This window comes from Aeromicrobium sp. S22 (genome assembly GCF_009661045.1).
GTDB lineage: Bacteria > Actinomycetota > Actinomycetes > Propionibacteriales > Nocardioidaceae > Aeromicrobium > Aeromicrobium yanjiei.
On record NZ_WJWV01000004.1, the window covers coordinates 268,145 to 293,994 of the forward strand.

The window sequence follows — 25,850 nt, forward strand, 5'->3', positions numbered from 1 at the left end:
CCGGACCGCATACGTGCCCCGGGCCGATCACGATCGGCGCAGGGCGAAGGAGAGCGCATGCTCGACGACAACGAGAACCCAGCAGAATCCACCACCTCGGCGCCGACCACCCGGCGTCGCGCCGCAGGTCGTCCGGCGGGTCCGCCCGCGGCCGTGAGCTTCTCGGCCCCGGTGGCGCCGCCCAAGCAGGCGGAGCCGGCCGAGGTCGAGCCGCAGGACGACGACGCCGAGGTCGACGAGGCTCCCGAGGAGCAGCCGGTCAGGCGCTCGTCGAGCCGGCGGGCCCCACGCAAGGCCGCGGCCAAGGCCCCGATCACCTCCGACGACGACGAGGCGGACGCCGACGAGCCGGCGCATGAGCCCGTCGCCCCGGTGTCGGCCGTCGCTGCGATGTTCCAGGCCCCCGAGCCGGTCGTGGCCCCGGCCAGGGCGCAGAAGGTCGAGCCCGACGAGACCAGCGCCGTCGCCGAGAGCGATGACGAGGGTGACTCCGACGACGACGATCCGGACGCCCCGCGCCGCCGTCGCCGCAGCCGCGGGGGACGCCGCCGCCGCAAGGGCGAGTCCGACACCGACGAGACGTCCGAGGGCGACTCCGAGGAGGAGACCGAGGACGACGGCAACGGCGGCACGCGTCGCCGCCGGCGCCGGGCCCGCGCCGGCGAGGGTGCAGACGTCCAGCCCGACGACCCCGAGAACACCGTCGTGCGTGTTCGCAGCGGACGCAGCGCCGAGGACGAGATCACCGGCGTCGCCGGCTCGACCCGGCTCGAGGCCAAGAAGCAGCGCCGCCGCGAGGGCCGCGAGGCCGGACGCCGTCGGGCCCCGATCGTCTCGGAGGCCGAGTTCCTGGCCCGCCGCGAGTCGGTCAACCGCGAGATGGTCGTGCGCCAGCGCGACGACTACACGCAGATCGCCGTGATCGAGGACAAGGTCCTCGTCGAGCACTACGTGGCCCGCGAGTCCCAGACGTCGATCATCGGCAACGTCTACCTCGGCAAGGTCCAGAACGTGCTCCCGAGCATGGAGGCCGCCTTCGTCGACATCGGCGCGGGCCGCAACGCCGTGCTCTACGCCGGCGAGGTCGACTGGACCACGCTCGGCAACGGCAAGGCCCGCAAGATCGAGGACGCCCTCTCGCCCGGTCAGACCATCCTCGTCCAGGTGTCCAAGGACCCCATCGGCCAGAAGGGCGCCCGTCTGACGAGCCAGATCAGCCTGCCGGGCCGGTTCCTCGTCCTCGTGCCCGGCGGCCAGACCAGCGGCATCTCGCGCAAGCTGCCCGAGAACGAGCGCGCCCGCCTCAAGGCGCTGCTCAAGGAGGTCCTCCCGGACAACACCGGCGTGATCGTGCGCACGGCTGCCGAGGGAGCGACCGAGGAGCAGCTGACCCGCGACGTCACCGCCCTGAGCGCCCGCTGGGAGGTCATCGAGGCCAAGGTCGCCGCCGGAAAGGCGCCCGAGCTGCTCTACTCCGAGCCCGACCTGATGATCAAGGTCGTCCGCGACCTGTTCAACGAGGACTTCCACCAGCTCGTCGTCGAGGGTGACGACGCCTGGGACATGATCAAGGGCTACATCGACCACGTGGCACCCGATCTCGCCGAGCGTGTCACGCGCTGGGAGGGCGAGACCGACGCCTTCACGGCGTACCGCCTCGACGAGCAGATCCACAAGGCCCTCGACCGCAAGGTGTTCCTGCCGTCGGGCGGCTCGCTGGTGATCGACCGCACCGAGGCCATGACCGTCGTCGACGTCAACACCGGCAAGTACACCGGCTCGGGGGGCAACCTCGAGGAGACCGTCACCAAGAACAACCTGGAGGCGGCCGAGGAGGTCGTGCGCCAGCTCCGGCTGCGCGACATCGGCGGCATCATCGTCGTCGACTTCATCGACATGGTCCTGGAGAGCAACCGCGATCTCGTGCTCCGCCGTCTCGTGGAGTGCCTCGGTCGTGACCGCACGCGCCACCAGGTGGCCGAGGTGACCTCGCTCGGACTGGTCCAGATGACGCGCAAGCGCATCGGCACCGGCCTGCTCGAGTCGTTCAGCCACGAGTGCGAGCACTGCCACGGCCGGGGCGTCATGATCCAGGACGCGCCCGTCGAGCCCCGCAAGGACGAGCAGCGCCGGGGCACCCGTGGCGGTCGAGGTGGCGGACGCAACAGCGGCGGCAACCAGAACAGCGGCGGCAACAACGGCGGCAACCGGGGCAAGGAGACCGCCCCGCAGAACGGCGGCCGCCGCGACGACCAGCAGGAATCGACCTCCGAGCAGCCCTCGGCGGCCGAGACACCCGTCACGTCCGAGACGGTCCCGCCTGTCGCAGCCCGTCCGCTCGACGTCCCGGCCCCGGCCGGGCCGCCGCCCCCGCCCCCGCCGCCGCCCGCGGTGGAGGCGCCCCGTGCTGATGCCGGTGCCGCAGTCTCGATGGACGCTCCGGCGCCCGTCGAGCAGGCTGCCCCGGTGAAGAGGACGACCCGCAAGCGCGGGTCTGCCTCGAAGCCTGCCGGGCCCCCGGCAGCGCCTCAATCGTCGCCCGCACCCGCGGACGGCGACCCCGGAGAGGGCCCCGTTTTGACCAGCGAGGGTCTGGCTCCGTAAACTAGTCCTTCGGTGCGCTCAGCGTGCCGTTCGAGCGCGTATCCCGCTTCCTTGCGGGCGCGCCCCCAGAGCTGAAATGAGTGAGGATTCCGTGGTGTACGCAATCGTGCGCAGTGGCGGCAAGCAGCAGAAGGTTGCTGTGGGCGACGTCATCCAGATCGACAAGGTCCTGCAGGCCGACGGCGAGAGCTTCTCTCTGCCCGCCGTGCTCTTCGTCGATGGCGACAAGGTGACGGCTGACGCCGACGCGCTGGCCAAGATCACCGTGACCGCCGAGGTCGTCGGTGACGCGAAGGGCCCCAAGATCGTCATCCAGAAGTACAAGAACAAGACCGGCTACAAGAAGCGTCAGGGTCACCGTCAGAAGTACACCCAGGTGAAGATCACCGGGATCAAGTAGAGGACTGGACAGATGGCACACAAAAAGGGCGCAGCCTCCACCAAGAACGGCCGCGATTCCAATGCCCAGCGACTGGGTGTGAAGCGCTTCGGCGGTCAGCTCGTCAACGCCGGCGAGATCATCGTCCGCCAGCGTGGCACGCACTTCCACCCCGGCACCAACGTCGGCCGTGGCGGTGACGACACCCTCTTCGCCCTCTCGGCAGGAGCCGTGGAGTTCGGCCGTCGCCGTGGGCGCAAGGTCGTCAACATCGTCCCGGCCGATCTCGTCGCGGCCAGCCCGACTGAGTAGTACGCGAACACCAGATCTGCGCTCGTCGCAGACAACGAAGGGGCCGTCCGCAGACGCGGACTGGTCCCTTCGTCCCATTTAACGCCCCGTCATGCGGGGCCAGTACGGAAAAGAGCGGCCTGTGGCTGTCCCCAGCTTCGTCGACAAGGTGACGCTCCACGTCGCTGGCGGGTCCGGTGGCGACGGTGTCGCCTCGGTCCATCGTGAAAAGTTCAAGCCCCTCGGCGGTCCCGACGGTGGCAACGGCGGCAACGGTGGTGACGTCATCCTGCAGGTCGGGGCAGACGTCACGACCCTGATCGACTACCACCACGAGCCGCACCGCCGGGGCACCAACGGCGCCCCCGGTGCCGGCAGCAACCGCAGCGGCAGCAACGGCGAGGACCTCGTCCTTCGCGTGCCCGACGGCACCGTCGTCAAGGACGCCTCGGGAGAGGTGCTGGCGGACCTCATCGGTCCCGGCACCGAGCTCGTCATCGCAGCAGGCGGACGCGGCGGCCTGGGCAACGCGGCCCTGGCCTCGTCCAAGCGCAAGGCACCCGGCTTCGCGCTGAAGGGCGAGCCGGGCGATGAGCTCACGATCACGCTCGAGCTCAAGGTCGTCGCCGACGTCGGCCTCATCGGCTTCCCGAGCGCGGGCAAGTCCAGCCTCATCGCGGCGCTGTCACGGGCCCGGCCCAAGATCGCCGACTACCCGTTCACGACCCTCGTGCCCAACCTCGGTGTCGTCACCGCCGGCTCCACGACGTTCACCGTCGCCGACGTCCCGGGCCTCATCGAGGGCGCGAGCGAGGGCCGAGGGCTGGGGCACGACTTCCTGCGCCACGTCGAGCGCTGCGCGGCCCTGGTGCACGTGATCGACTGCGCGACCGTGGACCCCGGACGTGACCCGCTGAGCGATCTCGACGTCATCGAGGCCGAGCTCAAGGCGTACGCCGAGGCGACCGGCAGCGATCTGCTGGACCGGCCCCGACTCGTGGCGCTCAACAAGACGGACGTGCCCGACGCCAAGGAGATCGCCGGCTTCGTGCGGGACGAGCTCGAGGCCCGTGGGCTGGACGTCTACGACGTCTCGGCAGCGAGCCACGCCGGTCTGCGCGAGCTCTCGTTCGCGATGGCCGAGATCGTCGCCTCCCGCCGGGCCGAGACGCCAGTCGCCGAGGTGACCCGGATCGTGCTGCGGCCCAAGGCCGAGGCCGGCGTGGGCCGCGAGTTCACGATCGACCAGGTCAACGGCCAGTGGATCGTCCGCGGTGAGAAGCCCAAGCGCTGGGTGCGACAGACCGATTTCGCGAATGACGAGGCCGTCGGCTTCCTGGCCGACCGGCTCAACCGGCTGGGCGTCGAGGACGAGCTGCTCAAGCGCGGTGCGCGGGCCGGCGACGACGTCGTCATCGGCGACGAGGACAACGCCGTGGTGTTCGACTTCGACCCGCAGATCCCGGCCGGCGCCGAGGTGCTCGGCCGCCGTGGCGAGGACCTGCGCATCGACCAGTCCGACCGCCGCACCAACGTCCAGCGCCGCGAGGAGCTCGCGGCACGACGGGCGCACGAGGCGGAGATCCGTGAGGCTCGAGAGAGCGGACGTCCCGAGAGCTCGGCTGCGACGCCGGACTGGACGTTCCCCGAGGACGACCCGGCGCTGGACGGAGACGACTCGGACGAGGACCGGCGCTAGTGCGCATCGTCGTCAAGGTGGGCTCGTCCTCGCTGAGCTCGGCGAGCGGCGGTCTTGACGGCGTGCGCGTCGACGCCCTGGTCGACGCGCTGGCGGCCGCACGAGCGCGCGGGGACGAGATCGTCCTGGTCAGCTCCGGCGCGATCGCGGCCGGACTGGCCCCGCTCGGACTGCGTCGGCGGCCGCGCGATCTCGCAACCCAGCAGGCGGCCGCGAGCGTGGGGCAGGGTGCGCTGATCGCCCGCTACGCCGAGCGCTTCGCGAGTCACGGTCTGATCGTCGGGCAGGTGCTGCTGACGGCCGACGACGTCACGCGCCGCAGCCACTACCGCAACGCGTTCCAGACGTTCGCCCGGCTGCTCGAGCTGGGTGTGGTCCCGGTGGTCAACGAGAACGACACCGTGGCCACGAGCGAGATCCGTTTCGGCGACAACGACCGCCTCGCGGCGCTGGTGTCCCACCTCGTCCACGCCGACCAGCTGGTGCTGCTGTCGGACGTCGACGGTCTCTACGACGGTGACCCGTCGCGCGAGGACACCCACCTGATCTCGGACGTCCACGGTGAGGCGGATCTCGAGGCACTCGACATCGTGCGGCCGAGCGCGTCGTCGATCGGCACGGGCGGCATGGTCACCAAGGTCGAGGCGGCGCGCATCGCGACGGGCGCCGGCATCCCGGTGCTCCTGACGTCCGCGGCGCAGGCCGACCAGGCGCTGTCGGGGGCGTCGGTGGGCACCCGGTTCCACGCGACCGGTCGTCGGCGTCCGACCCGGCTCCTGTGGCTGGCCCACGCGAGCAACACCGAGGGCAGCGTGCATCTCGACGCGGGGGCCGTCCGGGCGCTGACGCTGCGCAAGGCCTCGTTGCTCCCCGCGGGGATCACGGGCGTCGAGGGCCCGTTCACGGCCGGCGACCCGATCGACCTCGTCGGTCCCGACGGCGTCGTCATCGCCCGCGGCATCGTCAACTACGACTCCGACGAGCTGCCCCAGCTCATGGGGAGGTCGACGCACGAGCTGGCCGCAACCCTCGGCGCGAGCTATGAGCGCGAGGTCGTCCACCGCGACGACCTCATGCTGGTCTGACGGGGCCCCGACTAGGATCGGCGGCATGAAGCAGCAGGTGCACGACGCCGCCCGACGCGCGCGGATCGCAGCCGGGACCCTCGCGGTCACGAACCGAGCGACCAAGGACGCCGCCCTCCACGCGATGGCCGACGCCCTCGTGGCCGGCACCGAGACGATCCTGACGGCCAACTCCGCCGACGTCGAGGCCGCCCGCGCGGCGGGCACGCCCGACAACGTCCTGGACCGGCTGCGTCTCGACGAGGACCGCGTCGCGGCCTTCGCCGACGGGGTCCGCTCGATCGCCGTGCTGCCCGATCCGGTGGGTGAGGTCGTGCGCGGCTCGACGTTGCCCAACGGGCTGCGCGTGCGTCAGGTCCGGGTGCCGATGGGCGTCATCGGCATGATCTACGAGGGACGCCCCAACGTCACCGCAGACGCGGCCGCGATCTGCCTCAAGGCCGGCAGCGCCGTGCTCCTGCGCGGCTCGTCCTCGGCGGCGCGGTCCAACGCCGCGATCATCGCGATCATGCGGGACGCGCTGACCGCCACGGGACTGCCCGCGGACGCGATCCAGCAGATCAGCGCCGACGACCGCTCGTCCGCTACGCACCTCATGCAGGCGCGGGGGCTCGTCGACCTGGTGATCCCGCGCGGGGGAGCGGGCCTCATCCAGGCCGTCGTCGAGCAGTCCACCGTGCCGGTCATCGAGACCGGCGTGGGCAACTGCCACGTCTACGTCGACGCGGCGGCCGATCTCGACATGGCGCTCGACATCGTGCTCAACGCCAAGACCCACCGCACGAGCGTCTGCAACGCGGCGGAGTCGCTGTTGGTGCACCAGGACGTGGCCGATGTCTTCGTGCCCCGTGTCGTGGCCGCCCTCCACAACGCCGGCGTCACGATCCACGGCGACGAGAGCTTCTGTGCGGTCGACGAGCGGGTCATGCCGGCGACCGCCGAGGACTACGCCCAGGAGTACCTCTCGCTCGACATCTCCGCGAAGGTCGTGGCCTCGATCGACGAGGCCCTCGACCACATCCGGGAGTTCTCCTCGGGGCACACCGAGGCCATCGTCACGGGCTCCCTCGCGGCGTCCACACGCTTCACGACGGGGGTGGACTCGGCCGCGATCATGATCAACGCCTCGACGCGATTCACCGATGGCGGCGAGCTGGGATTCGGTGCCGAGATCGGCATCTCGACCCAGAAGCTGCACGCCCGCGGACCCATGGGCCTGACCGAGATGACCACCACGACGTTCATCGTCACGGGCGACGGTCACGTGCGGTAGAGCACTGGGATAGATTGTCCTCATGCATTCGTTCATCGCCGCTGCCGAAGAGACCGAGCACCTGCGCGACATCGGCATCGAGCCGTGGGCCGTGGGCGTCATCGCCTTTGCCATCCTCATGGTCCTGCTGTTCGCCCTGCTGTCCTTCGGCAAGGGCCGCGAGCACTCCTGACCCCCGTGAGCACCGGACGCCGACGCGTCGGCGTCATGGGCGGCACCTTTGACCCCATCCACCACGGGCACCTCGTGGCGGCGAGCGAGGTGCAGTCCTGGTTCGACCTCGACGAGGTGGTGTTCGTCCCGACGGGACAGCCGTGGCAGAAGGTCGACCGCGACGTCTCGCCGGCCGAGGACCGCTACCTCATGACCGTCATCGCGACCGCGGCCAATCCCCGGTTCACGGTCAGCCGCGTCGACATCGACCGGCAGGGACCGACCTACACGATCGACACCCTGCGCGACCTGTCGGAGCTGCACCCGGACGCGGACCTGTACTTCATCACGGGCGCCGACGCCATGGCAGCGCTGCTGACCTGGCGCGATCACGACGAGCTGTTCGAGCTCGCCCAGTTCGTCGGCTGCACCCGTCCGGGGCACGAGATGGACGACACGACCCTCGAGGGCCTGCCCCGCGAGCACATCACCCTCGTCGAGATCCCCGCGCTGGCGATCTCCTCGACGGACTGCCGCCAACGTGTCGAGCACGGCGAGCCGGTCTGGTACCTCGTGCCGGACGGCGTCGTGCAGTACATCGGCAAGCACGACCTCTACCGTGACATCCACCGACCGAAGGCACCGACTCATGACCGCCACTGACCGCGCCGTCGAGCTGACCCGAGCAGCGGCAGCGGCCGCCGAGGACAAGCTCGCCCAGGACGTCATCGCGTTCGATGTCTCCGAGCAGCTCGCACTGACCGACGTCTTCCTGCTGTGCTCCGGCTCCAGCCCGCGCCAGGTCAAGGCGATCCAGGACGCGGTCGAGGAGAAGATGATCGAGCTGGGCGTCAAGGCCGTGCGCCGCGAGGGCGAGCGCGAGGGCCGATGGGTCCTGCTCGACTTCCAGGACATCGTCGTGCACGTCCAGCACCAGGAGGAGCGCGTGTTCTACGCGCTCGAGCGACTCTGGAGCGACTGCCCGGTCGTCACGCTGGCATGACCCGCCAGGTCGTGCTGTGGCGCCACGGGCGCACCGAGTGGAACGTCGCCGGGCGCGTCCAGGGGCAGAGCGACATCCCCCTCGACGAGGTCGGTCACGCCCAGGCGCAGGAGGCTGCGAGCCGCCTGGCCACCCTCAGGCCGCACCGCATCCTCAGCTCGGACCTGCAGCGGGCCCGCGACACCGCGGCGTACCTCGGTGCGTTCACCGGTCTGGAGGTCGAGCTGGACCAGCGCTTCCGCGAGCTCAACTTCGGTGCCCGCGAGGGGCTGACGTGGCGCGAGGCGTGGGACCGGATGCCCGAGGGCATGCAGGCGTGGGTCGACGGCGACGAGACGCAGATCCCCGGGAGCGAGACCCACCTGCAGGCGGGGGAGCGCTTCGCCGAGGGCCTGGAGTCGGCTCTCGCGTCGCTGCCCGCGGACAGCATCCTCGTCGTCGTCGCCCACGGTGCGGTGCTCCGCACGGGCATCTGCAGCTTCCTGGGCATCCCTCGCGCGCACTGGGGCACGTTCGGCGCGCTCAACAACTGCGCGTGGTCGGTCATCGAGGAGACACCGTGGCGTCCCGACACGAGCTGGCGGCTCACGGAGTGGAACGCCGGAACCCTTCCGGTTCCAGTGATGTCCGACGAGGAGTGACCCCGGATTGGGTCTTTCGGAGCGGACCGGCTAATATTGGCGAGGCCCCTGAGGGGGACACCGCGGGGCATTGGCGCAGTTGGTAGCGCGCTTCCATGGCATGGAAGAGGTCAGGAGTTCGAATCTCCTATGCTCCACCGCACAGCACGTTGAACGCCCTTCCCGGACCGGGAGGGGCGTTCGTCGTTCGTGGTCCCCGACCGGGTCCCGGGACCCGCTGCTGACGGGCCCGGGGGACGCCGGCGAGTTGGTACGGTGGCGGGCGTGTCCCGGGTGACGATGCGATCGGCGTTCATCGCGGTGACAGTGACGATTGCGGGCCTGCACCTGGTCGCCGTCACCCTGGCCGCCCTGCCGCCCAACCGCTACAGCGACGCGACGGCGTCCCGCACCGGCTATCTCGAGCCCTACTTCGCGCAGAACTGGCGGCTGTTCGCTCCCGCTCCCGTCGCGCAGGATCGCGAGGTCCTGTTCCAGGGCTCGTACGTCGGCGACGACGGCACGGCGCGGCGTACCGCATGGGTCAGCTGGACCGGTGTCGAGCTGGACCTGATCCGGCACCGGCTGGTGGGTGGCCGCGCGGGATACGTCACCAACAAGCTCTACGGGCCGCTCAGCCAGCGTTATCGCGGCCTGGGGCTGGCCCAGCGGGCGATCGCCGACCGCACGGACGAGACGGCGCCACCGTCGTGGAGCGAGCTGAGGGCCGACCTGTCGGCCGGGGGAGCAGATCCCGTCCGCGTCCGGACCTACGTCCTCTACGAGGAGGCGGCGGCGCGACTGGGGACCGAGGTGCTGGAGGCCCGGACGGGTCATGAGCTCACCGCCGTTCGCTATCGGCTGCGCGCGCACTCCGTGGTGCCCTACGCGCAGCGCACGGGCTCGGAGGCCGATCGGCAGGCCGCCCGGCCGGCACCGACCCAGCGGGAGAGCGGCTGGCGTGTCCCGACGACCGGCAGCACCCGCGAGCGCGACGCCGTCGCGGCGTTCGACCGGAGGCACCGATGATCGAGCGCGCGGTGGGCTGGCTCAGTCAGGAGAAGCACTCGACGTACGGGCTGGCCGTCACCCGCATGATCCTGGGGCTCGTCGTGGCGAGCCAGCTCGTCGTCAACTGGGGCGACCGGCACTACACGTGGGGCGACGGGGCGGAGTGGACCGCGCCGGTCCGCGACGCGACGTCCTGGCCGTCCTTTCTCGGCCTGTTCGGCCGACTGGACGGGAGGGCCTTCGACGCGCTCTACCTCCTGACGATCGTCTTCGGGGTGCTCCTGATGGTCGGCTACCGCACCCGCGCCACCGCGATCGTGACGCTGTTCCTGTGGATGTCCCTCTACGTCGCGAACCCGTTCGTGGGCTCGGGCGGAGACGCCGTGCTGCGCATGGTCCTGCTCTACCTGTGCTTCACCGACGCAGGACTGCGCTGGTCGGTCGATGCCCGCCAGCGTGCCGAGCGAGGGGAGATCCGGCCGTACGTGCCGACGTGGGCCTCGGCCACGCTGCACAACCTGGCGACGATCCTGATCATCCACCAGGTCGTCATGGTCTACGTCGGATCGGCCTTCTGGAAGCTGCAGAGCGAGCGCTGGATGGACGGGACGGCGGTCTACTACCCGCTGCAGACCGACGCGTACTCACCGTGGCACGACTGGCTGCAGCCCTTGTACGCCAACGGGCTCGTGATCGGCGGCGCGACGTACCTCGCGATCGTCGTGCAGCTGTTCTTCCCGGTGCTGCTGATCCATCGGCCCACCCGGCTGATCGCGCTCGTGCTGATCACCGGGATGCACCTGGGCATCGGCCTGTTCATGGGGATCTTGTACTTCTCGCTCGTCATGATCGCGGTCGACATGATCCTGGTGAGCGACTCGTCGTGGCACCGCATCGCCGCTGCGGTACGCGCTCGCGGCAGGCGGCCGGTCCCGCAGCCTCCGTCCCGGGTGTGACGCAGGCCCTGTAACCGGGAGTGACATTTCTTGTCTCCGGCTCTCGGAGATCCTGTAAATGTGGTTTAAGGTTGCGGAGCACGCACTCCCATGCTCCGCACCCGCCTCGACCGCGCTCCACGACGCGCGGCGGGCAAAAAAAGAAGTCAAGGGGAACTCCCACATGAAGAAAACGCTTGCCAAGAACTCCCTGGCAGCCGGGCTGGCGACACTCATCGTCACGGCCGGTCTGTCGTTCTCCGCCAACGGCGCGCCGGCCCCGGTCGCGTCGGCCGATGCCAGCGCGGTGAGGGGCACCGGCCTCTTCGAGGCTCTCGACGGTGGCACCTGTGAGGCCGTCCAGCCCACCGGCGCCACGACCGGTCGGTGCGGCGAAGGTCTTGACACCAACAGCATCGACGCGTTCTCGCAGAACGCGTCGGCAGGGGTCGACAAGGACCTCAACGGTGTGTCGGAAGCCAGCGCCAGCGTCGCGCCGATCGAGGCCCTCGACCTGCAGACGACCCTGGATCTCACGGACCTCGTGGAGGACCTCGGCGAGGTCGAGACCGGGACGGTCCTGGATCCGATCCTGACCGGGCTGGTCGGCGACGGCAGCATCATCGGCGAGCTGCTCCGCACGCTGCTCCTCCCGGTCACCGAGGCCGTCGACACCGTGCTCGGCCAGGCGCTGGGGACGATCGACACCTCACTGCCGGTCACCCTCCGCGTGGGCGCGGTCAACGCCTCGGCCGAGGCCGAGCCGGGCCGGGCGACCGGTGAGAGCTCCGTTGCCGGTCTCGAGCTCGTCGTCACGCTCGGCACCGAGGAGATCGTCGTGCCGGTCACGCTCGGCACCGGCGTCAACGCGGACCTGCTGGTCGGTGCGCCGCAGGACCTGGTCGACGGGATCATCGCCGGGCTGAGCGACACGCTGACCAGGAGCCTCGGTGGGGCCCTCGGCGCCCTCAGCCCGCAGCTCGAGGCGCTCAACGCGCAGCTCGTCGGGCCGCTGCTCGACGCACTGGAGCCGACCCTGCTGGCGGGCCTGTCCGATGCGCTCGAGCCGCTCGTGAGCGGCACGGTCAACAAGCAGGTCGCGGCCTCGCCCGGCGAGCTCGAGGTCACGGCGCTGAGCCTGACGCTCCTCGGCGGCAACACGCTCGACCTGGCACGGGTCCACGTCGGGCCCAACCGGGTCGGCGAGGCAGCCGACGATGCGGACGCGGCAGCTGATGCCGACTCTGATGCCGACTCCGACTCCGACGCGGACTCGGCGGGCGACGCTGATGCCGATGCTGCGAGCGACGCGGATGCGGACGCCGACGCCGATGCCGATGCGGTGGCCGACGCCGACGCGCAGTCCGACGCCGACGTGACGCAGGCACTGCCGGACGCAGGTGCTCCCCGCAACCTGCTGCCGTTCATGTTCCTGGGCCTGGCCCTCGTGCTGTTCGGCGGAGCCGTCCTGCTGAACGAGAAGCGCCACCGCCTGGTGGCGTGATCGACCGAGCATGACCAGCGCTGCCGGTGACCCCCTCCAGGGCACCGGCAGCGGTGCGTCCGGAGCCACCGACCGACGAGGACAGGACGAGCTCGAGATGCAGACCACCGGAGCGGCGTCATCCGGTCACCGGCCGTGGCAACGAGCGCTCGTGGTCGTCCTGGCGCTGGTCGCGGTGGTGCACGCGGCGGTGCTGGCCCTGTGGGTGTCCCCGTCCGGTCCGGTCCGTGACGCGGTCGGCGACCGAGCACTGGCGGCCTGGGTCAATCCCTACTTCGCCCAGCAGTGGAGCGCGCTGGTGCCCAACGCCCAGTTCGCGGACGAGTCGTTCATGGTCCGTGCGCAGGTCAGGGACGGTGCCGGCGGCGCGATCACGATGAGCGACTGGATGGACGTGACGGCTGTCGAGACGGACGCGCTGCGGCACGACATCGATCCCGCACGCGTCCACGTGGCGGCCCGCAGGATCGCGACCAACCTCAACGCCGCGATGTTCGGCCTCAACCCGCGCCAGCGCGAGCTCGTCGCCGCGTCGTACACGAAGGAGCCGATCGAGCGGCTCGGCGACCGGCTGTACTCGGCGGGCACGGACCGCCAGGCAGCCGTCCGGAGCTACGTCACGTACGACACCATGGCGACGCGCTTCGCCTCGATGTACGCCCGCGCACGGCTCGACGGGACGATCCTCAAGGTGCAGTACCGCGTCGGACGCCGCACGGTGCCCGCGGGCGCGGATCGCCCGGCAGATACTCTGCAGGACCGCGACTTCCGCTGGTTCGCGTTCGGCTTCCGACGGGGGTTCACCGCCTCCTACGAGGCGCAGACCGCATTCGAGCGCCATGCGGGGGCGTGAGCCGGTGCCGTCGCGGGGACGGCGCGTGGTGCAGGCGCCCGGGCGGGCGGTCGACGCGGCGGCGGACTGGCTGCTGGCCGAGCCGCGTACGCCGTACGGCGCCGCGGTGTGCCGGATCGGGGTCGCGCTCTCGGTGCTCGGCCTGCTCGCAGCCAATGCGTCGACCCGGGAGGCCTGGGCGGGTCCGGGCGCGGTCTGGGCCGAGCCTGCACGCGCGCTGAGCCAGTTCCCCGAGACGCAGCTGCTCGACGGCGTCAGCGGGGACGTGCTGACCCTGTTCTACGTCCTCACCATGGCGGCGGCCGCCGCGATGGTGCTCGGCTGGCATACCAGGGCCGCCAACGCCGTGACGCTCGTCGGGTTCATCGCAGTGGTCTCGCAGAACCCGGTGGTCGGCGACGAGGGAGACAATCTCGTGCGGATCGCCCTGATGTGGCTCCTGCTCATGCAGACGGCAGAGCGCTGGTCCCTCGACGCGTGGCGCCGTGGGCGCAGGAGCGACCAGGTCGAGGAGGAGCGGGAGGCGGTCCTGCCGCCCTGGCTCGCGTCGGGCCTGCACCACGTGGGACTGATCGGTCTCACGACCCAGATCGTGCTGCTGTGCCTGGCCGGTGGCTTGGACAAGATCTCGCAGGACGTCTGGCAGCGGGGCACGGCGATGTACTCCACGATGCAGCTGCCCGAGCTGCGTCCCCACCCGGGTCTGTCAGATGCGATCTCCACGAACCCGATCGCCCTGGGCGCCCTGACCTACGCCGTGCTGCTCACCCAGCTGTTGTTCGGGCCGCTCCTCCTCCACACCGTGACGCGCAGGATCGTCGTCGCGGCGACGATCCTGGTCAATCTCGTGCTCGCGGTGCTGCTGGCCGTGCCGTGGAGCGCGCTCGCGATCGTCTCGCTCGCAGCGGTGTTCGTGTCCACCGAGTCGTACGAGCGGGTGGACGAGTGGCTCCGGGCCCGTGTGGCGCCTGTGGGGGACTGGCTGGCCCTGCGCTGGTACGCCGTCGAGGACGCCGGGACCGCGGTGCTGGAGCGCACGTGGTGGCCGGTGGCGGACTGGGTCAGAGCCGCCGTGCGGCGTCGCTGAGCTCGGCTAGGCTCCCGACCGTGAAGGCACTCCTGAACCTCCTGCTCGGCCTCGTGGGGGCCGGGATCGTCGCCGCGATCGTGCTGTTCTTCATGACCCGTGCGGACGAGGAGGAGGAGGCCGCGCCTCCCGCCGAGAACGCGGTCGTCCGGATGTCCACCCAGGGGGTCGTCGCCAACATCGAGCGAAAGCTCGAGGCCAAGTCCGGGCGGCCGCTCGAGGTCAGGTGCCCGAAGAAGGTCGATGAGTCGATCGGCACGACGTTCCGTTGCAGCGTGCGTGCCGAGGGCGGACGGGACCGCATCGCGATCGCGAGCGTCGAGATCAGGGGAGCGGGTGGACAGTTCGGCTGGACCTCCCGTCCGGTGGAGGCCGCGGCCCCGGCTCCGTAGCGATCAGACGGCGCCGGCGGCCACGCGTCGTCCCGAGAGCACCAGCAGGACCACCGGGATCGTCAGGACCGCGGCCGCGACGTTGAGCGTGCCGAAGCCGCTCACCGCCACCACGAGCCCGGCCAGCAGTCCGCCGAAGGCGCCGGCAAGATTCATCGTCAGGTCGGACAGTCCTTGGACGACAGGACGGGTCGAGACCTCGAGGGAGTTGGTCAGCTTGGCCGCTCCGGCGATGACCGACGCGGACCAGCCGATGCCGAGCAGCGTGAGGCCGATCGTGATCTGCACCTGCGAGCTGCCCGACGTGCCCGCGACGCACGCCGCCACGACGAGGATCGACTGGCCGAGCAGGATCGTGCGGTCGGCTCCCCAGGTGTCGCTCAGCCAGCCCATCAGCGGCGACAGCGCGAACATGCCGGCGATGTGCAGGCTGATGGTCAGGCCGATGACCTCGAGGGCGGCCCCGTGATCCTCCATGTGCACCGGGGTCAGGGCCATGACCGCGACCATCACGGCGTGTGACGAGGCGATGGCCCACATCGCGGTGAGCGTGCGGCCACGCGCGTACGGCAGAGCGGCGCGGAGTCCTCGGGGTGCCGGCGCAGCATCGGCTGAGCGCACGAGGGGATCGGGGCGCAGCAGCACGAACGTCAGCAGGCCGGCGATGCCGAAGCCGACGGCCGAGAAGATCATGGGTCCGGCGAGATCGGGCACGCCGACGAGATCGGCGAACGAGGCGCCGGGGCCGGTCAGGTTGGGCCCGATGACCGCGCCGAGGGTGGTCGACCAGACCACGATCGACAGCGAGCGGCCGATCTGCTCGGGCTGGGCCCGGTCGGTCGCGGCGAACCGCGACTGGAGATTGGCCGCGGTGCTGCCGCCGAACAGACCGAGCCCGGCGAGTGCCAGCGGGAGGGACTCCAGCGAGGCGGCCGCGACCGTGATCGCGGCGCCGAGCGCGCCGGCGACCCAGCCGAGCGTGAGGGCGGGTCGCCGTCCGGCCCGGGCGGCGAGCGACGACAACGGGATCGTGAACGCTGCCGCGCCGAGCGTCAGCATGACCACGGCCATGCCCGCCCAGCCGGACGAGCCGGAGATGTCCTTCAGCAGCAGGCTGCCGACGGCGAGCCCGGCACCGTTGCCGACGCCGCCCACCACCTGCACCAGCACGAGCACCAGCACCACCCGCCGCTGCAGCGGGTCCACAGATCTCGGTTCACTCACCGAAGGAATCTATCGAAGAGCAACGATACGCACGAGGCCACGGGCCGAGCGAGCGCCAGCGAGTGAAGGCAAGCGCCCGGGCGAAGCCCGGAGGAGCGGCGAGGAACGAGCCGCGGGCGCGGCGGAGCCGCGCAGCGCTTACCAGATGCGCACGCGCTCCTGCTCGTCCAGCCAGAGCGCGTCGTCGGCGCCGACGTCGAATGCGGCGTAGAACGCGTCGATGTTGCGGACGGTCTGGTTGCAGCGGAACTCCGGCGGCGAGTGCGGGTCGACGGTGAGTCGGCGCACGGTCTCGGCCGGACGCACCTTGGCCTGCCAGGCCTGGGCCCAGGAGATGAAGAAGCGCTGGTCGGGGGTCAGCCCGTCGATGGGCTCGTCGGTCGGCTCGGTGAGGCGGAACGCCTGGTGGGCGATGCCGAGCCCGCCGAGGTCGCCGATGTTCTCGCCGATCGTGAGGGAGCCGTTGACCGTACGTCCCTCGGCGCCGACGGGGGACAGGACGTCGTACTGGGCGATGAGCGCGGAGGTGAGCTTCTCGAACGAGGCCCGGTCCTCGTCGGTCCACCAGTTGCGCAGGGCGCCGGTGCCGTCGTACTGCGAGCCCTGGTCGTCGAAGCCGTGGCCGATCTCGTGGCCGATGACCGCGCCGATCGCGCCGTAGTTGACCGCGTCGTCGGCGTCCGCGTGGAAGAACGGCGGCTGCAGGATCGCGGCCGGGAAGACGATCTCGTTCATCGTGGGGTTGTAGTACGCGTTGACGGTCTGCGGCGTCATGTACCACTCGTCGCGGTCGATCGGCGAGCCGATCTTGGCGAGCTCGCGGTCGGTGGCGACCGCGATGGCGCGCCGGACGTTGCCCAGGAGGTCGTCGGGGGAGGTCTCCAGGGCCGAGTAGTCCTTGAACTGGTCGGGGTGGCCGATCTTGGGGTTGAACGAGTCGAGCTTGTCGTACGCCCGCTCCTTGGTCTCCTCACTCATCCAGGTCAGCCGGGAGATGCTCTGCCGGTACGCCGCGAGGAGGTTGTCGATCAGCTCGGTCATCCGCTCCTTGGACGCGGGCGGGAACTCGGTGCGGACGTAGATCTTGCCGACCGCCTCACCCATCGCGCCCTCGACGAAGCCGACGCCGCGCTTCCAGCGGGGACGCAGCTCGTCGGTGCCGCTGAGCGTACGACCGTAGAACTCGAAGTTGGCGTCGACGAACGCGGACGACAGGTAGGGCGAGGCGCTGTGGACGACCTGCCAGCGCAGCCAGTCCTTCCACGCGTCGAGCTCGGCGTCGACCAGGAGCGTCTCGAGGCCCTGGAGGTAGGACGGCTGCGACACGACGACCTCGGCGAGTACGGGCGCCGGCACCTGCGCGCCCGCGGACCAGCTGGTCCAGTCGAAGCTCGGCGCGAGCTCCTGCAGGCCGTCACCGGTGAGGTGGTTGTAGGTCTTCTGCGCGTCGCGGCAGGCGACCCGGTCCCAGTGGAACGAGGCCAGCCGGGTCTCCAGGTCCATGACCCGCGCGGCGCGGCCGGCGGCGTCGTCGAGACCCGCGAGCCCCAGCATCGTGGTTAGGTGCGCGACGTACGCCTCGCGGATCTGGGCGGACTCGTCCTCGCGGTAGTACGACTCGTCGGGCAGGCCGAGGCCGCCCTGACCGAGGTGGGTGATGTAGCGGTCGGGGTTGCCGCGGTCGGGTGCGATGTACATCCCGAGGACGCTGCCGACACCCTGACGATCCAGCAGACCGAGCACCCGCACGAACGAGGCGATGTCGGCGATCGCGTCGACCTGGGCCAGCTCGGCCACGAGGGGCTCGGCGCCGAGGGCCTCGACCCGCTCCTCGTCCATGAAGCTCGCGTAGAGATCGCCGATCTTGCGCTGCTCGTCGTCCTGCGGGTCCTTGCTCGCGGTCTCGATGATCTCGCGGACCTTGGCCTCGGCCTCGTCCACGAGCGCCACGAACGAGCCAGCGGTCGCGCGGTCGGGCTTGATCTCCGCGGTCGCGAGCCACCGCCCGTTGACGTGACGGAACAGGTCGTCCTGAACGCGGACGGAGGAGTCGAGCTGTGTCGTGTCGATACCGGGGTTCACGCCGATAGGCTACACACGTGAGCAGAACTTCTCCTGTCCCGCTGACCGTGGTCCGCACCGAGAAAGTGGCTCCTTCGATGGTGCGGGTCGTGCTCGGGGGACAGGGTTTCGCAGAGTTCCTCGCCCGCCACGACGCGATGCCCGAGCCGTACACCGACGAGTACGTCAAGCTCGTCTTCCTCACCCCCGGCCACGACTACCCCCAGCCGCTGGACCTGGACCTGGTGAAGGCGACCATGCCGCAGGAGGCCTGGCCCGTCCTGCGCACGTACACCGTGCGCTGGCTCGACCGCGAGCAGCAGCAGCTCGCGATCGACTTCGTGGTGCACGGCGACCAGGGTGTCGCTGGGCCCTGGGCGGCCCGCGCCCGGCCCGGGGACGTGATCCACGTGCGCGGCCCCAACGGTGGCTACACCCCCGACGTCACCGCGGACTGGCTGCTGCTCGTCGGCGACGAGGCGGCCCTTCCGGCCATCTCGGCCTCCCTCATGAGCCTGCCCCCGGGCGTGCGCGGCATCGCCCTCATCGAGGTGCAGACCGAGGCGGACGAGATCCCGCTGCGCACCGATGCCGACGTGGACGTCCGATGGCTCCACCGCGGTGCCGCGGCACCCGGCACGACCACGCTGCTGGACGACGCCGTGCGGGGGCTCGAGTGGCCGGCCGGCCGGGTCCAGGCCTTCGTCCACGGCGAGTCGGCGCTGCTCAAGAGCGTGCGACCGCACGTCCTGCGCGAGCGCGGGGTCGACCGCGCCGACGTGTCGGTGTCGGCCTACTGGCGTCGCGGCAGCACCGAGGAGGGCTTTCGGGTCTGGAAGTCCCAGCAGACCGAGGCGGTCATGCGACCGGGGGCGTCCTAGCGCCTCGCGGACGGTAACCTCATCGCGTGACCCAACTGCGCAACGTGGCCGTCATCCTCGCCGGCGGGACCGGCACGAGGGTGGGCCTGTCGATCCCCAAGCAGCTCATCAAGATCGCCGGCAAGACGATCATCGAGCACACCATCGCGGCCTTCGAGGCCTCGCCCCTGATCGACGAGATCGTCATCCTCATGACCCCGGGCCACCTCGACCCGGTCCGGGCGATCGTGCAGAACGGCGGCTACGACAAGGTCAGCCAGATCGTGGAGGGCGGGCAGACGCGCAACGAGTCGACCAGCCGCGCGCTGGAGGCCCTCGGCAGCGAGGAGTGCAACGTCCTGTTCCACGACGCCGTGCGCCCCCTCGTCTCGCAGACCATCATCGGCGACGTCGTCGCGGCCCTCGCGACCCACGAGGCCGTCGACACCGCGATCCCGTCGGCCGACACGATCGTGCAGGTCCACGACACCGCCGCGGGCGGGACCGAGACGATCGAGGACGTCCTGCAGCGGCACCTCCTGCGTCGCGGCCAGACCCCCCAGGCGTTCCGGCTGTCCGTGATCCGCGAGGCGTACGCGCTGGCGTGGAAGGACCCGGACTTCACCGCGACCGACGACTGCACCGTCGTGCTCCGCTATCTGCCCCACGTCCCGATCGCCGTCGTGATGGGTCACGAGCGCAACATGAAGGTCACCGAGCCCATCGACGTCTACATCGCCGACAAGCTCTTCCAGCTGCAGTCCGCCGACACCCCGGACGCGCTCACCGACGAGCAGTACCGGGCAGCGCTCGCAGGCAAGACCATGGTCGTGTTCGGCGGGTCGTACGGCATCGGCGGCGACATCGCCGAGCTCGCCCGCGGGTTCGGCGCGAACGTCCACACGTTCTCGCGCTCCTCGACCAACACGCACGTCGACCGACGCGAGGACATCGCGGCGGCGGCGGCCGCGGTGCTCGAGCAGACCGACACGATCGACTTCGTCGTCAACACCGCAGGTGTGCTGGTGATCGAGGACCTCGCCGACACGTCCGAGGAGACGATCTTCGCTGCCACCGAGATCAACTACCTCGCCCCGATCTTCATCGCGCAGGAGTTCTACCCGCACCTGGCCCAGGCCGCGGGCTCGCTGCTGCTGTTCACGTCGTCGTCCTACACCCGGGGCCGGGGCGGCTACTCGCTCTACTCCTCGGCCAAGGCGGCGGTGGTCAACCTGACGCAGGCCCTGGCCGACGAGTGGGCGGGCGAGGTGCGCGTCAACTGCGTCAACCCCGAGCGCACCGGCACGCCCATGCGCACCAAGGCGTTCGGCGAGGAGCCCGAGGGCACGTTGCTCAGCTCGATGGACGTCGCCCGCCAGTCGCTGGACGTCCTGCTGTCGCAGCAGACCGGTCACATCATCGACATCCGCCGCGAGGACGGTCCGGCCGCCATCGGCGGCGGCCGCTAGCCGCACGCAGCCGGCCGACGCAACAGGTCCCCGCCCCGACGAGGAGTCGGGGCGAGGACCTGCGGGGCCGAGCGACTAGATGCAGTTGCTGACGTAGTACTGCGACACCTTCTGGGCGGCGTCGGTGAACTCGCGGATCTTGCCGCTGAGATCGGACGGATCGACCTTCGACGGGTCCTTGAACGTGTCGAAGTAGTCGGACATCACGGCCACGTCGCCCTTGACCTCGGCAGGCGCCTCATCCTCCAGGTCGTCGTACGCGTCGGCGAGGCGTCCGAACGACTCGGTCAGCTTGCCAATGTCGGAGCCGCCGCCCATCGAGTCGAGGGTCTCGTCCTGGAGGTCCTTGTACTGGGTGCAGAAGGCCGGGCTGGCGCCGGAGGCTCCGGGGTCGACGCTGGGCGCGGCGGTCGTCGGCGCGGTGGTCGTCGGCGCGGGCTCGGTGGTCTCGAGCGGGGCCTTGGTGTACGACGAGCTCGCCTCGTCCTTGTCGTCGTCGTCGTCACCGCCGAAGACCTTGATCGCGCCGAACGCAGCGGCGCCGATCAGCACGATGACCGCGGCGATCATCCCGGCCAGCAGCCAGAAGTTCTTCTTGCTGCCGTCCTCACCGTTGCCTCCGGGCTCGGAGCCGGTGGGGGCGGCGCCGCCCGGGGGGACCGATCCGTAGGAGGGATCGGTCGGGGCCGCGTACGCCGCCGGCGCGGACGGCTGCACCGGCTGGAACGTCTGCGTGGGCTGCACCGGCTCGTAGGACTGCGTCGGCTCGACCGGCTGGTAGGACTGGGTCGGCTCGACCGGCTGGTAGGACTGGGTCGGCTCGACCGGCTGGTAGGACTGCTCCGCCGGCTGCGACGGGACGACCGGCTCCGCGACCGGCGACACGGGGGCCTGGGCGACGGGCTCCTCGACGGCCGGCTGCTGGGCAGCGGGCTGCTCGGCCGTGGGCTGCTCCGCCGACGGCTGGACCTGCTGAGGGATGACTTCGGTGGGGGCCGGCGACGCGGCCGACGAGCTGGAGCGCATCGCAAGGACTGCGCTGACCGTGGGATCGCCCTGCTGGCCGAGCCACTCCAGGAGGCCCGGATAGGCCGCGGGGTGCACCGCGATCGCCGGCCAGAGCGCACGATCTGCCTGTGCGAGCTCAGCGAGTCGCGCAGCCGATGTCGACGGATCCTGCGCCTCGCGGACCAGGTCTTGAGATGCCATGGAGTGGGTTCCTTCCCCGAACGGTGCCCCGTCGTCCGACGAGCTGGCGCAAGATTATCGGTCCCGCTGGGCCGACTGCACGTCAGGCTGTCTCAACGGCGCGCCGCCGGCGCTGCGGCGCGACTCCCACACCGCGCACCCGATCATCACGAGGCCTGCCAGGGCCCACCCCGCGAGGATGTCGATCACGTAGTGCTCGGCGTAGTAGACGAGTGCGATGCCCATCAGCACGGGGTACACCAGGAGGATCCAGCGCCACGCGCTTCGCAGGCGCGCGATGCCGTACAGCGCGATCAGCATGGCCAGCCCACCGTGCAACGAGGGCATCGCGGCGACCGGGTTGCCGACCTTCGCGAGCACGACGTGGAAGCCGCCGAGCCCCAGGTCGTCCCAGCCACGCCCGGTGAGCCGCGGCAGCCGCTCGGCGATGTAGCCCTCCTTGGCGGCCAGCCACGGCGGCGCCATCGGGTACAGGACGTAGATGACCAGGGCGGCGAAGTTGATCACGACGTAGCGCCGCATCCACGGCACCCACATCGCACGGTCCCGCAGCCACAGGACCACGGCGAGGGTCAGCCCCGCGACGAAGTGGGTGAAGTAGACGGTCGTGAGCACCTCGTCGTACCACCGCGGCGGCGTGCTGCTGGTGCACGGGGAAGCGCACAGGGCGTCCTGGAGGTGCTGGGTGGGCAGAGTCCCGCCGCCCAGCCACTCATCGAAGCGGATCGGCATCGTCCAGTGGACGGGCATCGAGATGACCTCGTCGGACAGGCCACGGCTGTAGAGATAGAGCACGAGAAGCGCGAACGCGGGCCACCAGTCGCGGGGGAACGCGAGGTGATTTCGCCAGGGAGCGCGGACGTTGTACGCGATGGTCGCCAGCCAGAGCCACACGAACAGCTGGAACGGATCGGTCGGCACGCCGATCAGCACGACGCCCAGGGCGAACAGCACGGCGTACACCAGGAGGGCCGGCCCCCGCCAGGTCCACGGCGTGGTCCGGGGCGCGGCGATCTCGGTCGTCACGGGCACTCCTTCGGGACGGGCGCCAGCGAGCGCTCCTCGCCGCGGGCCAGCCAGACGGTGCGGCCGCAGACCTTGGCGACCTTGCGGTAGCCGTCGTCGAGCTCGTTCTCGAGCCGGTCCGCGCCCGTGATGCCCCAGGAGTCGACGCCGGTCCACTCGACGAACCACGTGGGCCGATCGGGCCCCGTGAGCACGCCCGACAGGGTCGTCAGGTCCGGGTCGAGGGTGCGCACAGGCAGGCTCCAGAGGTACGGGTACGGGCTGGACATCCCCGCGGCGCCGAGGACATTGGGCTGCCCGTAGACGACGACAGCGGTGTCGGAGGGGTTGCCCGATTCTCTCAACCACGTCCCGACGGTCTCGGCCGTGGCCCCCACGTGGGGTGGCGCGACGATCGTGTACGTCAGGTTGGCCGCGAGGACTGCGACCGTGAACACCCCGAGGGCCGTGCGGAGGCGCCGGCTCACCTGGTTGGCCAGCAGGCCGGCCGCGAGGGCCGAGGCGGGCACGAGCTGGAACAGGTAGTGGCCCCAGTAGCTGCCGCCGAGCACTGCCGTGCCGGAGGCGAATGCGATCACGGCGAACGTCGCCAGGACGACCGGCTCGCGCCGGCGTGCTGCGCACCACGCCGCGAGGACTGCGATGAAGCCCAGTCCGCTGCCCGCCCAGGTGGCGAGGAGCACGATCAGGCGCTGGCCGGTCGCCGCGGTGGCGGAGGTGCGGATGACCTCTCCGGCCTCCGCGCGGAACGTCACGAGCGCGTCGAACAGCTCGGCCGGGCTGGTGCCACGGGCCGCGGCCGCAGCGACACCCGTCGCGAGGGCGACGACGAAGCCGACCGTTCCCGCGGCCACGACCACAGCGGCCCGCCGGCGGGTGGCGGGCTGCTGCCACGCGACGGCCACGGCGAGCACGGCCGCGAAGACCAGGCCGTCCACGATCGACTGCTTGATCAAGCACGAGCACGCCGCGAGCACGCCCGCCCCGAGCGCCGGGAGCCAGGGCCGCCGCGCGTGGGGCAGGAAGGCCTGGATCGTGAGGGCGAATCCCCAGGCGACGAATCCGGCGCACAGCATCTCGCCGTTGGTCCGGGTCACGCCGAACCAGTGGGCGGTGCTGAACAGGGCGGCAGTGGCCGCCGCCCACCGCGCCCCCTGCGGTCCGCGCACGAGGTACGCCGCGCGGGCCACGCCCAGCACCATGGCCACGCACGCCAGGAGCCCGATGAGCCGCAGGTTCGTCAGAGTGCCGGCCAGGTCCATGATCCAGAGCAGCAACGGCGGACGATCGACCCAGTACGGGCCGTAGAGGGAGTCGCCGTCGCCCCACGCGTTGCCGACCATGAGGAAGCCGGCCTCGTCACGTCCCGCGGGCGTGCCGAGGAAGCAGAGCCGGATCGCGATCATCGCGCCGATCGTCAGGCTCAGGAACACCGGCAGGCGCGCGGCCGAGCGTGCGAGGTCCAACATCTCGCCTAGGGCCCGGTCGCGCCGGCGGCCTGCCGCGCGGCCCACTCCCGGTCGCGCAGCGCCATGGCGTCCTCGCACGCTGCGATGAAGCGGGCGGTCGCGACGCCGGGACGGGGATCGCCGAGGTAGTGCTCGACGAGCGCGTCGCGGGCGGCCTTGGTCGGGTCGTCGGTCAGGTGCTTCGCGACGATGGCCGCGACGTCGTCGCCCGGAGCGAGCTGCGGCACGACGTCCATGAGCGGGCTGGGCGGGTAGGGGACGGGCGGGGTGGTGACCAGCATCGGCTTGCCCGTGGGCAGCCAGTTGAGGGTCACGGCGGACACGTCGGTCACGAGCAGGTCCGCGTCGGCGAACGACTGCTCGAGCGGCACCACGGTGTCGACCCGGTCGGCGAGCTCGCGCACCGCGGCGTCGGCTGCCGCGTACGACGCCCGGATGACGCCGTTGAGCGGGTGCGGGCGGTAGATCACGCGGTACGTGCCGAGCAGGGCCGTGACCAGCGCGACCCCGTGCGTCTCGAGGGAGCCGTACGACACCGAGGGCTGCGAGGCCTCCCACGTCGGGGCGTACAGGACCGTCGGGCGGCCGTCCAGCGACGGCGAGGGCACGACGGGCGCGATCCCGTCGAGCTGTGGCTGGCCGATCAGGACGCTGTGCGCCGGGGCGTCGTAGAGCATCACGGCCGAGGCCGTGCGGTCGACCGCGGCCTGGCCCGCGAGGAAGCACAGGTCGTACGCCTTGACCTGGTTGGAGACCGAGACGCCCTTGTCGCTGTCGCCGTGCCCGAGGTAGACGTGCACGAGCGAGGTGAAGCGCAGGCTCTCGAAGTTGATCGGGTCGTGGTTGACGTAGAGCGCGAGCTTGACCTGCGACACCGACAAGATCTCGTCGAGCTGGCCGTAGCGGGCGAGCGTCACGCAGTCCAGGCCGGTCTCGTCGCGCACGATCTGCGCGGTGCGCGAGTCCTTGAAGACGCACACCAGCCGGTGGGACGCGTCGAGGGCCTTCAGCGCGTGATACCACGGCCGCAGCTGGTAGAGGCTGTCGCGCGTGGTCGGGAAGTAGAGCATGACCTGCTGCTCGAACGGGCGTCCGAGCCGGTCCTCGTCGGTGAGCTTGTCCGGCATCCCCGACGGCAGGAGCCGCGAGCGCCGCAGCCGACTGATCGCCCAGAGCCGCAGGCGGTGGACGAGCCCGATGCGGGCGCTGTCTGCCCTAGAGGCCATGGTCGTCGAGTGCGGCGCCGTCGCGGAAGTACGGTGCGAGCTTGTTGTCGAACATGCTGAGCGCCGAGCCGATGGCCATGTGCATGTCGAGGTACCGGTAGGTGCCGAGACGTCCGCCGAACAGCACGTTCTTCTCGCCGCGCGCCAGCTCGCGGTAGGCCAGGAGCCGTTCGCGGTCCTGGGGGGTGTTGACCGGGTAGTAGGGCTCGTCGCCGGTGCCGGCGAAGCGGCTGAACTCGCGCATGATCACGGTCTTGTCGGCCGGGTGGTCGCGCTCGGGGTGGAAGTGGCGGAACTCGTGGATGCGGGTGTGCGCGATGTCGGGGTCGGCGTAGTTCATCACCGGGGTGCCCTGGAAGTCGCCGGTCGCCAGCACCTCGGTCTCAAAATCCAGGGTGCGCCACGACAGGTCGCCGT

Annotated in this window: 25 protein-coding genes and 1 tRNA gene; 19 read left to right on the top strand and 7 right to left on the bottom strand. The window is 70.8% G+C overall.

All coding sequences use genetic code 11. The features are described from left to right. Positions 1–57: 57 nt before the first annotated feature. The 17 genes from GEV27_RS17370 to GEV27_RS17450 all read left to right on the top strand — a co-directional run bounded on the left by GEV27_RS17370 (position 58) and on the right by GEV27_RS17450 (position 14,889). Positions 58–2,604 (top strand): Rne/Rng family ribonuclease, encoded by a 2,547-nt coding sequence (locus GEV27_RS17370; RefSeq protein WP_153935185.1) that lies wholly within the window; start codon positions 58–60, stop codon positions 2,602–2,604. A 94-nt stretch (positions 2,605–2,698) separates the two neighbouring features. Then, positions 2,699–3,004, top strand: a complete 306-nt coding sequence (rplU, locus tag GEV27_RS17375; RefSeq protein ID WP_194839972.1) for a 50S ribosomal protein L21 — start codon at positions 2,699–2,701, stop codon at positions 3,002–3,004. Positions 3,005–3,016: 12 nt separating this feature from the next. Then, positions 3,017–3,295, top strand: coding sequence for a 50S ribosomal protein L27 (gene rpmA, locus GEV27_RS17380; protein ID WP_153652113.1), 279 nt, complete (start codon positions 3,017–3,019; stop codon positions 3,293–3,295). 121 nt (positions 3,296–3,416) lie between these two features. Then, positions 3,417–4,973: a GTPase ObgE gene (obgE, locus tag GEV27_RS17385; RefSeq protein WP_243838944.1), complete on the top strand. Its 1,557-nt coding sequence runs from the start codon at positions 3,417–3,419 to the stop codon at positions 4,971–4,973. Then, positions 4,973–6,058: a glutamate 5-kinase gene (proB, locus tag GEV27_RS17390; protein WP_153652115.1), complete on the top strand. Its 1,086-nt coding sequence runs from the start codon at positions 4,973–4,975 to the stop codon at positions 6,056–6,058. The genes obgE and proB overlap by 1 nt, the downstream gene beginning before the upstream one ends. A gap of 25 nt (positions 6,059–6,083) precedes the next feature. Next, complete coding sequence (locus tag GEV27_RS17395; protein ID WP_153935187.1) at positions 6,084–7,331, top strand: glutamate-5-semialdehyde dehydrogenase; 1,248 nt, start codon at positions 6,084–6,086, stop codon at positions 7,329–7,331. A 22-nt stretch (positions 7,332–7,353) separates the two neighbouring features. After that, positions 7,354–7,503 carry a hypothetical protein gene (locus tag GEV27_RS17400; RefSeq protein ID WP_153911640.1) on the top strand — a complete coding sequence of 50 codons (150 nt, stop codon included), beginning with the start codon at positions 7,354–7,356 and terminating at the stop codon, positions 7,501–7,503. Positions 7,504–7,508: 5 nt separating this feature from the next. Next, complete coding sequence (gene nadD, locus GEV27_RS17405; RefSeq protein ID WP_279586760.1) at positions 7,509–8,147, top strand: nicotinate-nucleotide adenylyltransferase; 639 nt, start codon at positions 7,509–7,511, stop codon at positions 8,145–8,147. Next, entirely contained in the window at positions 8,134–8,487 is a 354-nt protein-coding gene (gene rsfS, locus GEV27_RS17410) for a ribosome silencing factor (RefSeq protein WP_153652118.1), read from the top strand. Before nadD ends, rsfS begins: the two co-directional genes overlap by 14 nt. Beyond that, on the top strand, positions 8,484–9,128 hold the full coding sequence (locus tag GEV27_RS17415; protein ID WP_153652119.1) for a histidine phosphatase family protein: 645 nt from the start codon (positions 8,484–8,486) through the stop codon (positions 9,126–9,128). The genes rsfS and GEV27_RS17415 overlap by 4 nt, the downstream gene beginning before the upstream one ends. A 64-nt stretch (positions 9,129–9,192) precedes the next feature. Continuing rightward, positions 9,193–9,265 (top strand) — tRNA-Ala (locus GEV27_RS17420). A 127-nt stretch (positions 9,266–9,392) separates the two neighbouring features. Then, positions 9,393–10,136 carry a DUF5819 family protein gene (locus tag GEV27_RS17425; RefSeq protein WP_153935188.1) on the top strand — a complete coding sequence of 248 codons (744 nt, stop codon included), beginning with the start codon at positions 9,393–9,395 and terminating at the stop codon, positions 10,134–10,136. Further along, complete coding sequence (locus GEV27_RS17430) at positions 10,133–11,074, top strand: HTTM domain-containing protein (protein ID WP_153935189.1); 942 nt, start codon at positions 10,133–10,135, stop codon at positions 11,072–11,074. The genes GEV27_RS17425 and GEV27_RS17430 overlap by 4 nt, the downstream gene beginning before the upstream one ends. Positions 11,075–11,237: 163 nt before the next feature. After that, positions 11,238–12,557 (top strand): hypothetical protein, encoded by a 1,320-nt coding sequence (locus tag GEV27_RS17435; protein ID WP_153935190.1) that lies wholly within the window; start codon positions 11,238–11,240, stop codon positions 12,555–12,557. Between the two features lie 10 nt (positions 12,558–12,567). Continuing rightward, a complete protein-coding gene (locus tag GEV27_RS17440) occupies positions 12,568–13,410 on the top strand; it encodes a DUF5819 family protein (RefSeq protein ID WP_153935191.1) in 843 nt (280 codons plus the stop codon). 25 nt (positions 13,411–13,435) lie between these two features. Continuing rightward, positions 13,436–14,497: an HTTM domain-containing protein gene (locus GEV27_RS17445; RefSeq protein ID WP_194944245.1), complete on the top strand. Its 1,062-nt coding sequence runs from the start codon at positions 13,436–13,438 to the stop codon at positions 14,495–14,497. A 20-nt stretch (positions 14,498–14,517) separates the two neighbouring features. Continuing rightward, complete coding sequence (locus GEV27_RS17450) at positions 14,518–14,889, top strand: hypothetical protein (protein ID WP_153935193.1); 372 nt, start codon at positions 14,518–14,520, stop codon at positions 14,887–14,889. 3 nt (positions 14,890–14,892) lie between these two features. Here GEV27_RS17450 and GEV27_RS17455 read toward each other — a convergent pair whose 3' ends face one another. Both GEV27_RS17455 and GEV27_RS17460 read right to left on the bottom strand, forming a co-directional pair. After that, positions 14,893–16,113 (bottom strand): MFS transporter, encoded by a 1,221-nt coding sequence (locus GEV27_RS17455; RefSeq protein WP_309222347.1) that lies wholly within the window; start codon positions 16,111–16,113, stop codon positions 14,893–14,895. Positions 16,114–16,251: 138 nt separating this feature from the next. Next, positions 16,252–18,195, bottom strand: a complete 1,944-nt coding sequence (locus GEV27_RS17460; protein ID WP_309222348.1) for a M13-type metalloendopeptidase — start codon at positions 18,193–18,195, stop codon at positions 16,252–16,254. Between the two features lie 17 nt (positions 18,196–18,212). Here GEV27_RS17460 and GEV27_RS17465 point away from each other — a divergent pair, with 17 nt between their 5' ends. Next, entirely contained in the window at positions 18,213–19,055 is an 843-nt protein-coding gene (locus tag GEV27_RS17465; protein WP_309222349.1) for a siderophore-interacting protein, read from the top strand. A gap of 26 nt (positions 19,056–19,081) precedes the next feature. Continuing rightward, complete coding sequence (locus GEV27_RS17470; RefSeq protein WP_153652128.1) at positions 19,082–20,503, top strand: bifunctional cytidylyltransferase/SDR family oxidoreductase; 1,422 nt, start codon at positions 19,082–19,084, stop codon at positions 20,501–20,503. A 75-nt stretch (positions 20,504–20,578) separates the two neighbouring features. On the opposite strand, the gene GEV27_RS17475 is transcribed toward GEV27_RS17470, so the two are convergent. From GEV27_RS17475 to GEV27_RS17495, 5 genes are all read right to left on the bottom strand, one after another. Further along, complete coding sequence (locus GEV27_RS17475) at positions 20,579–21,712, bottom strand: hypothetical protein (protein ID WP_153935194.1); 1,134 nt, start codon at positions 21,710–21,712, stop codon at positions 20,579–20,581. 54 nt (positions 21,713–21,766) lie between these two features. Further along, a complete protein-coding gene (locus GEV27_RS17480) occupies positions 21,767–22,738 on the bottom strand; it encodes a phosphatase PAP2 family protein (protein WP_153935195.1) in 972 nt (323 codons plus the stop codon). After that, positions 22,735–24,207 (bottom strand): hypothetical protein, encoded by a 1,473-nt coding sequence (locus GEV27_RS17485; protein ID WP_153935196.1) that lies wholly within the window; start codon positions 24,205–24,207, stop codon positions 22,735–22,737. Before GEV27_RS17485 ends, GEV27_RS17480 begins: the two co-directional genes overlap by 4 nt. A 5-nt stretch (positions 24,208–24,212) precedes the next feature. After that, positions 24,213–25,433 (bottom strand): CDP-glycerol glycerophosphotransferase family protein, encoded by a 1,221-nt coding sequence (locus GEV27_RS17490; RefSeq protein WP_153935197.1) that lies wholly within the window; start codon positions 25,431–25,433, stop codon positions 24,213–24,215. Then, positions 25,423–25,850, bottom strand: a 428-nt coding sequence (locus GEV27_RS17495) for a UDP-galactopyranose mutase (RefSeq protein ID WP_304518475.1), incomplete at its 5' end; no start/stop codon positions are given. The genes GEV27_RS17495 and GEV27_RS17490, both read right to left, overlap by 11 nt.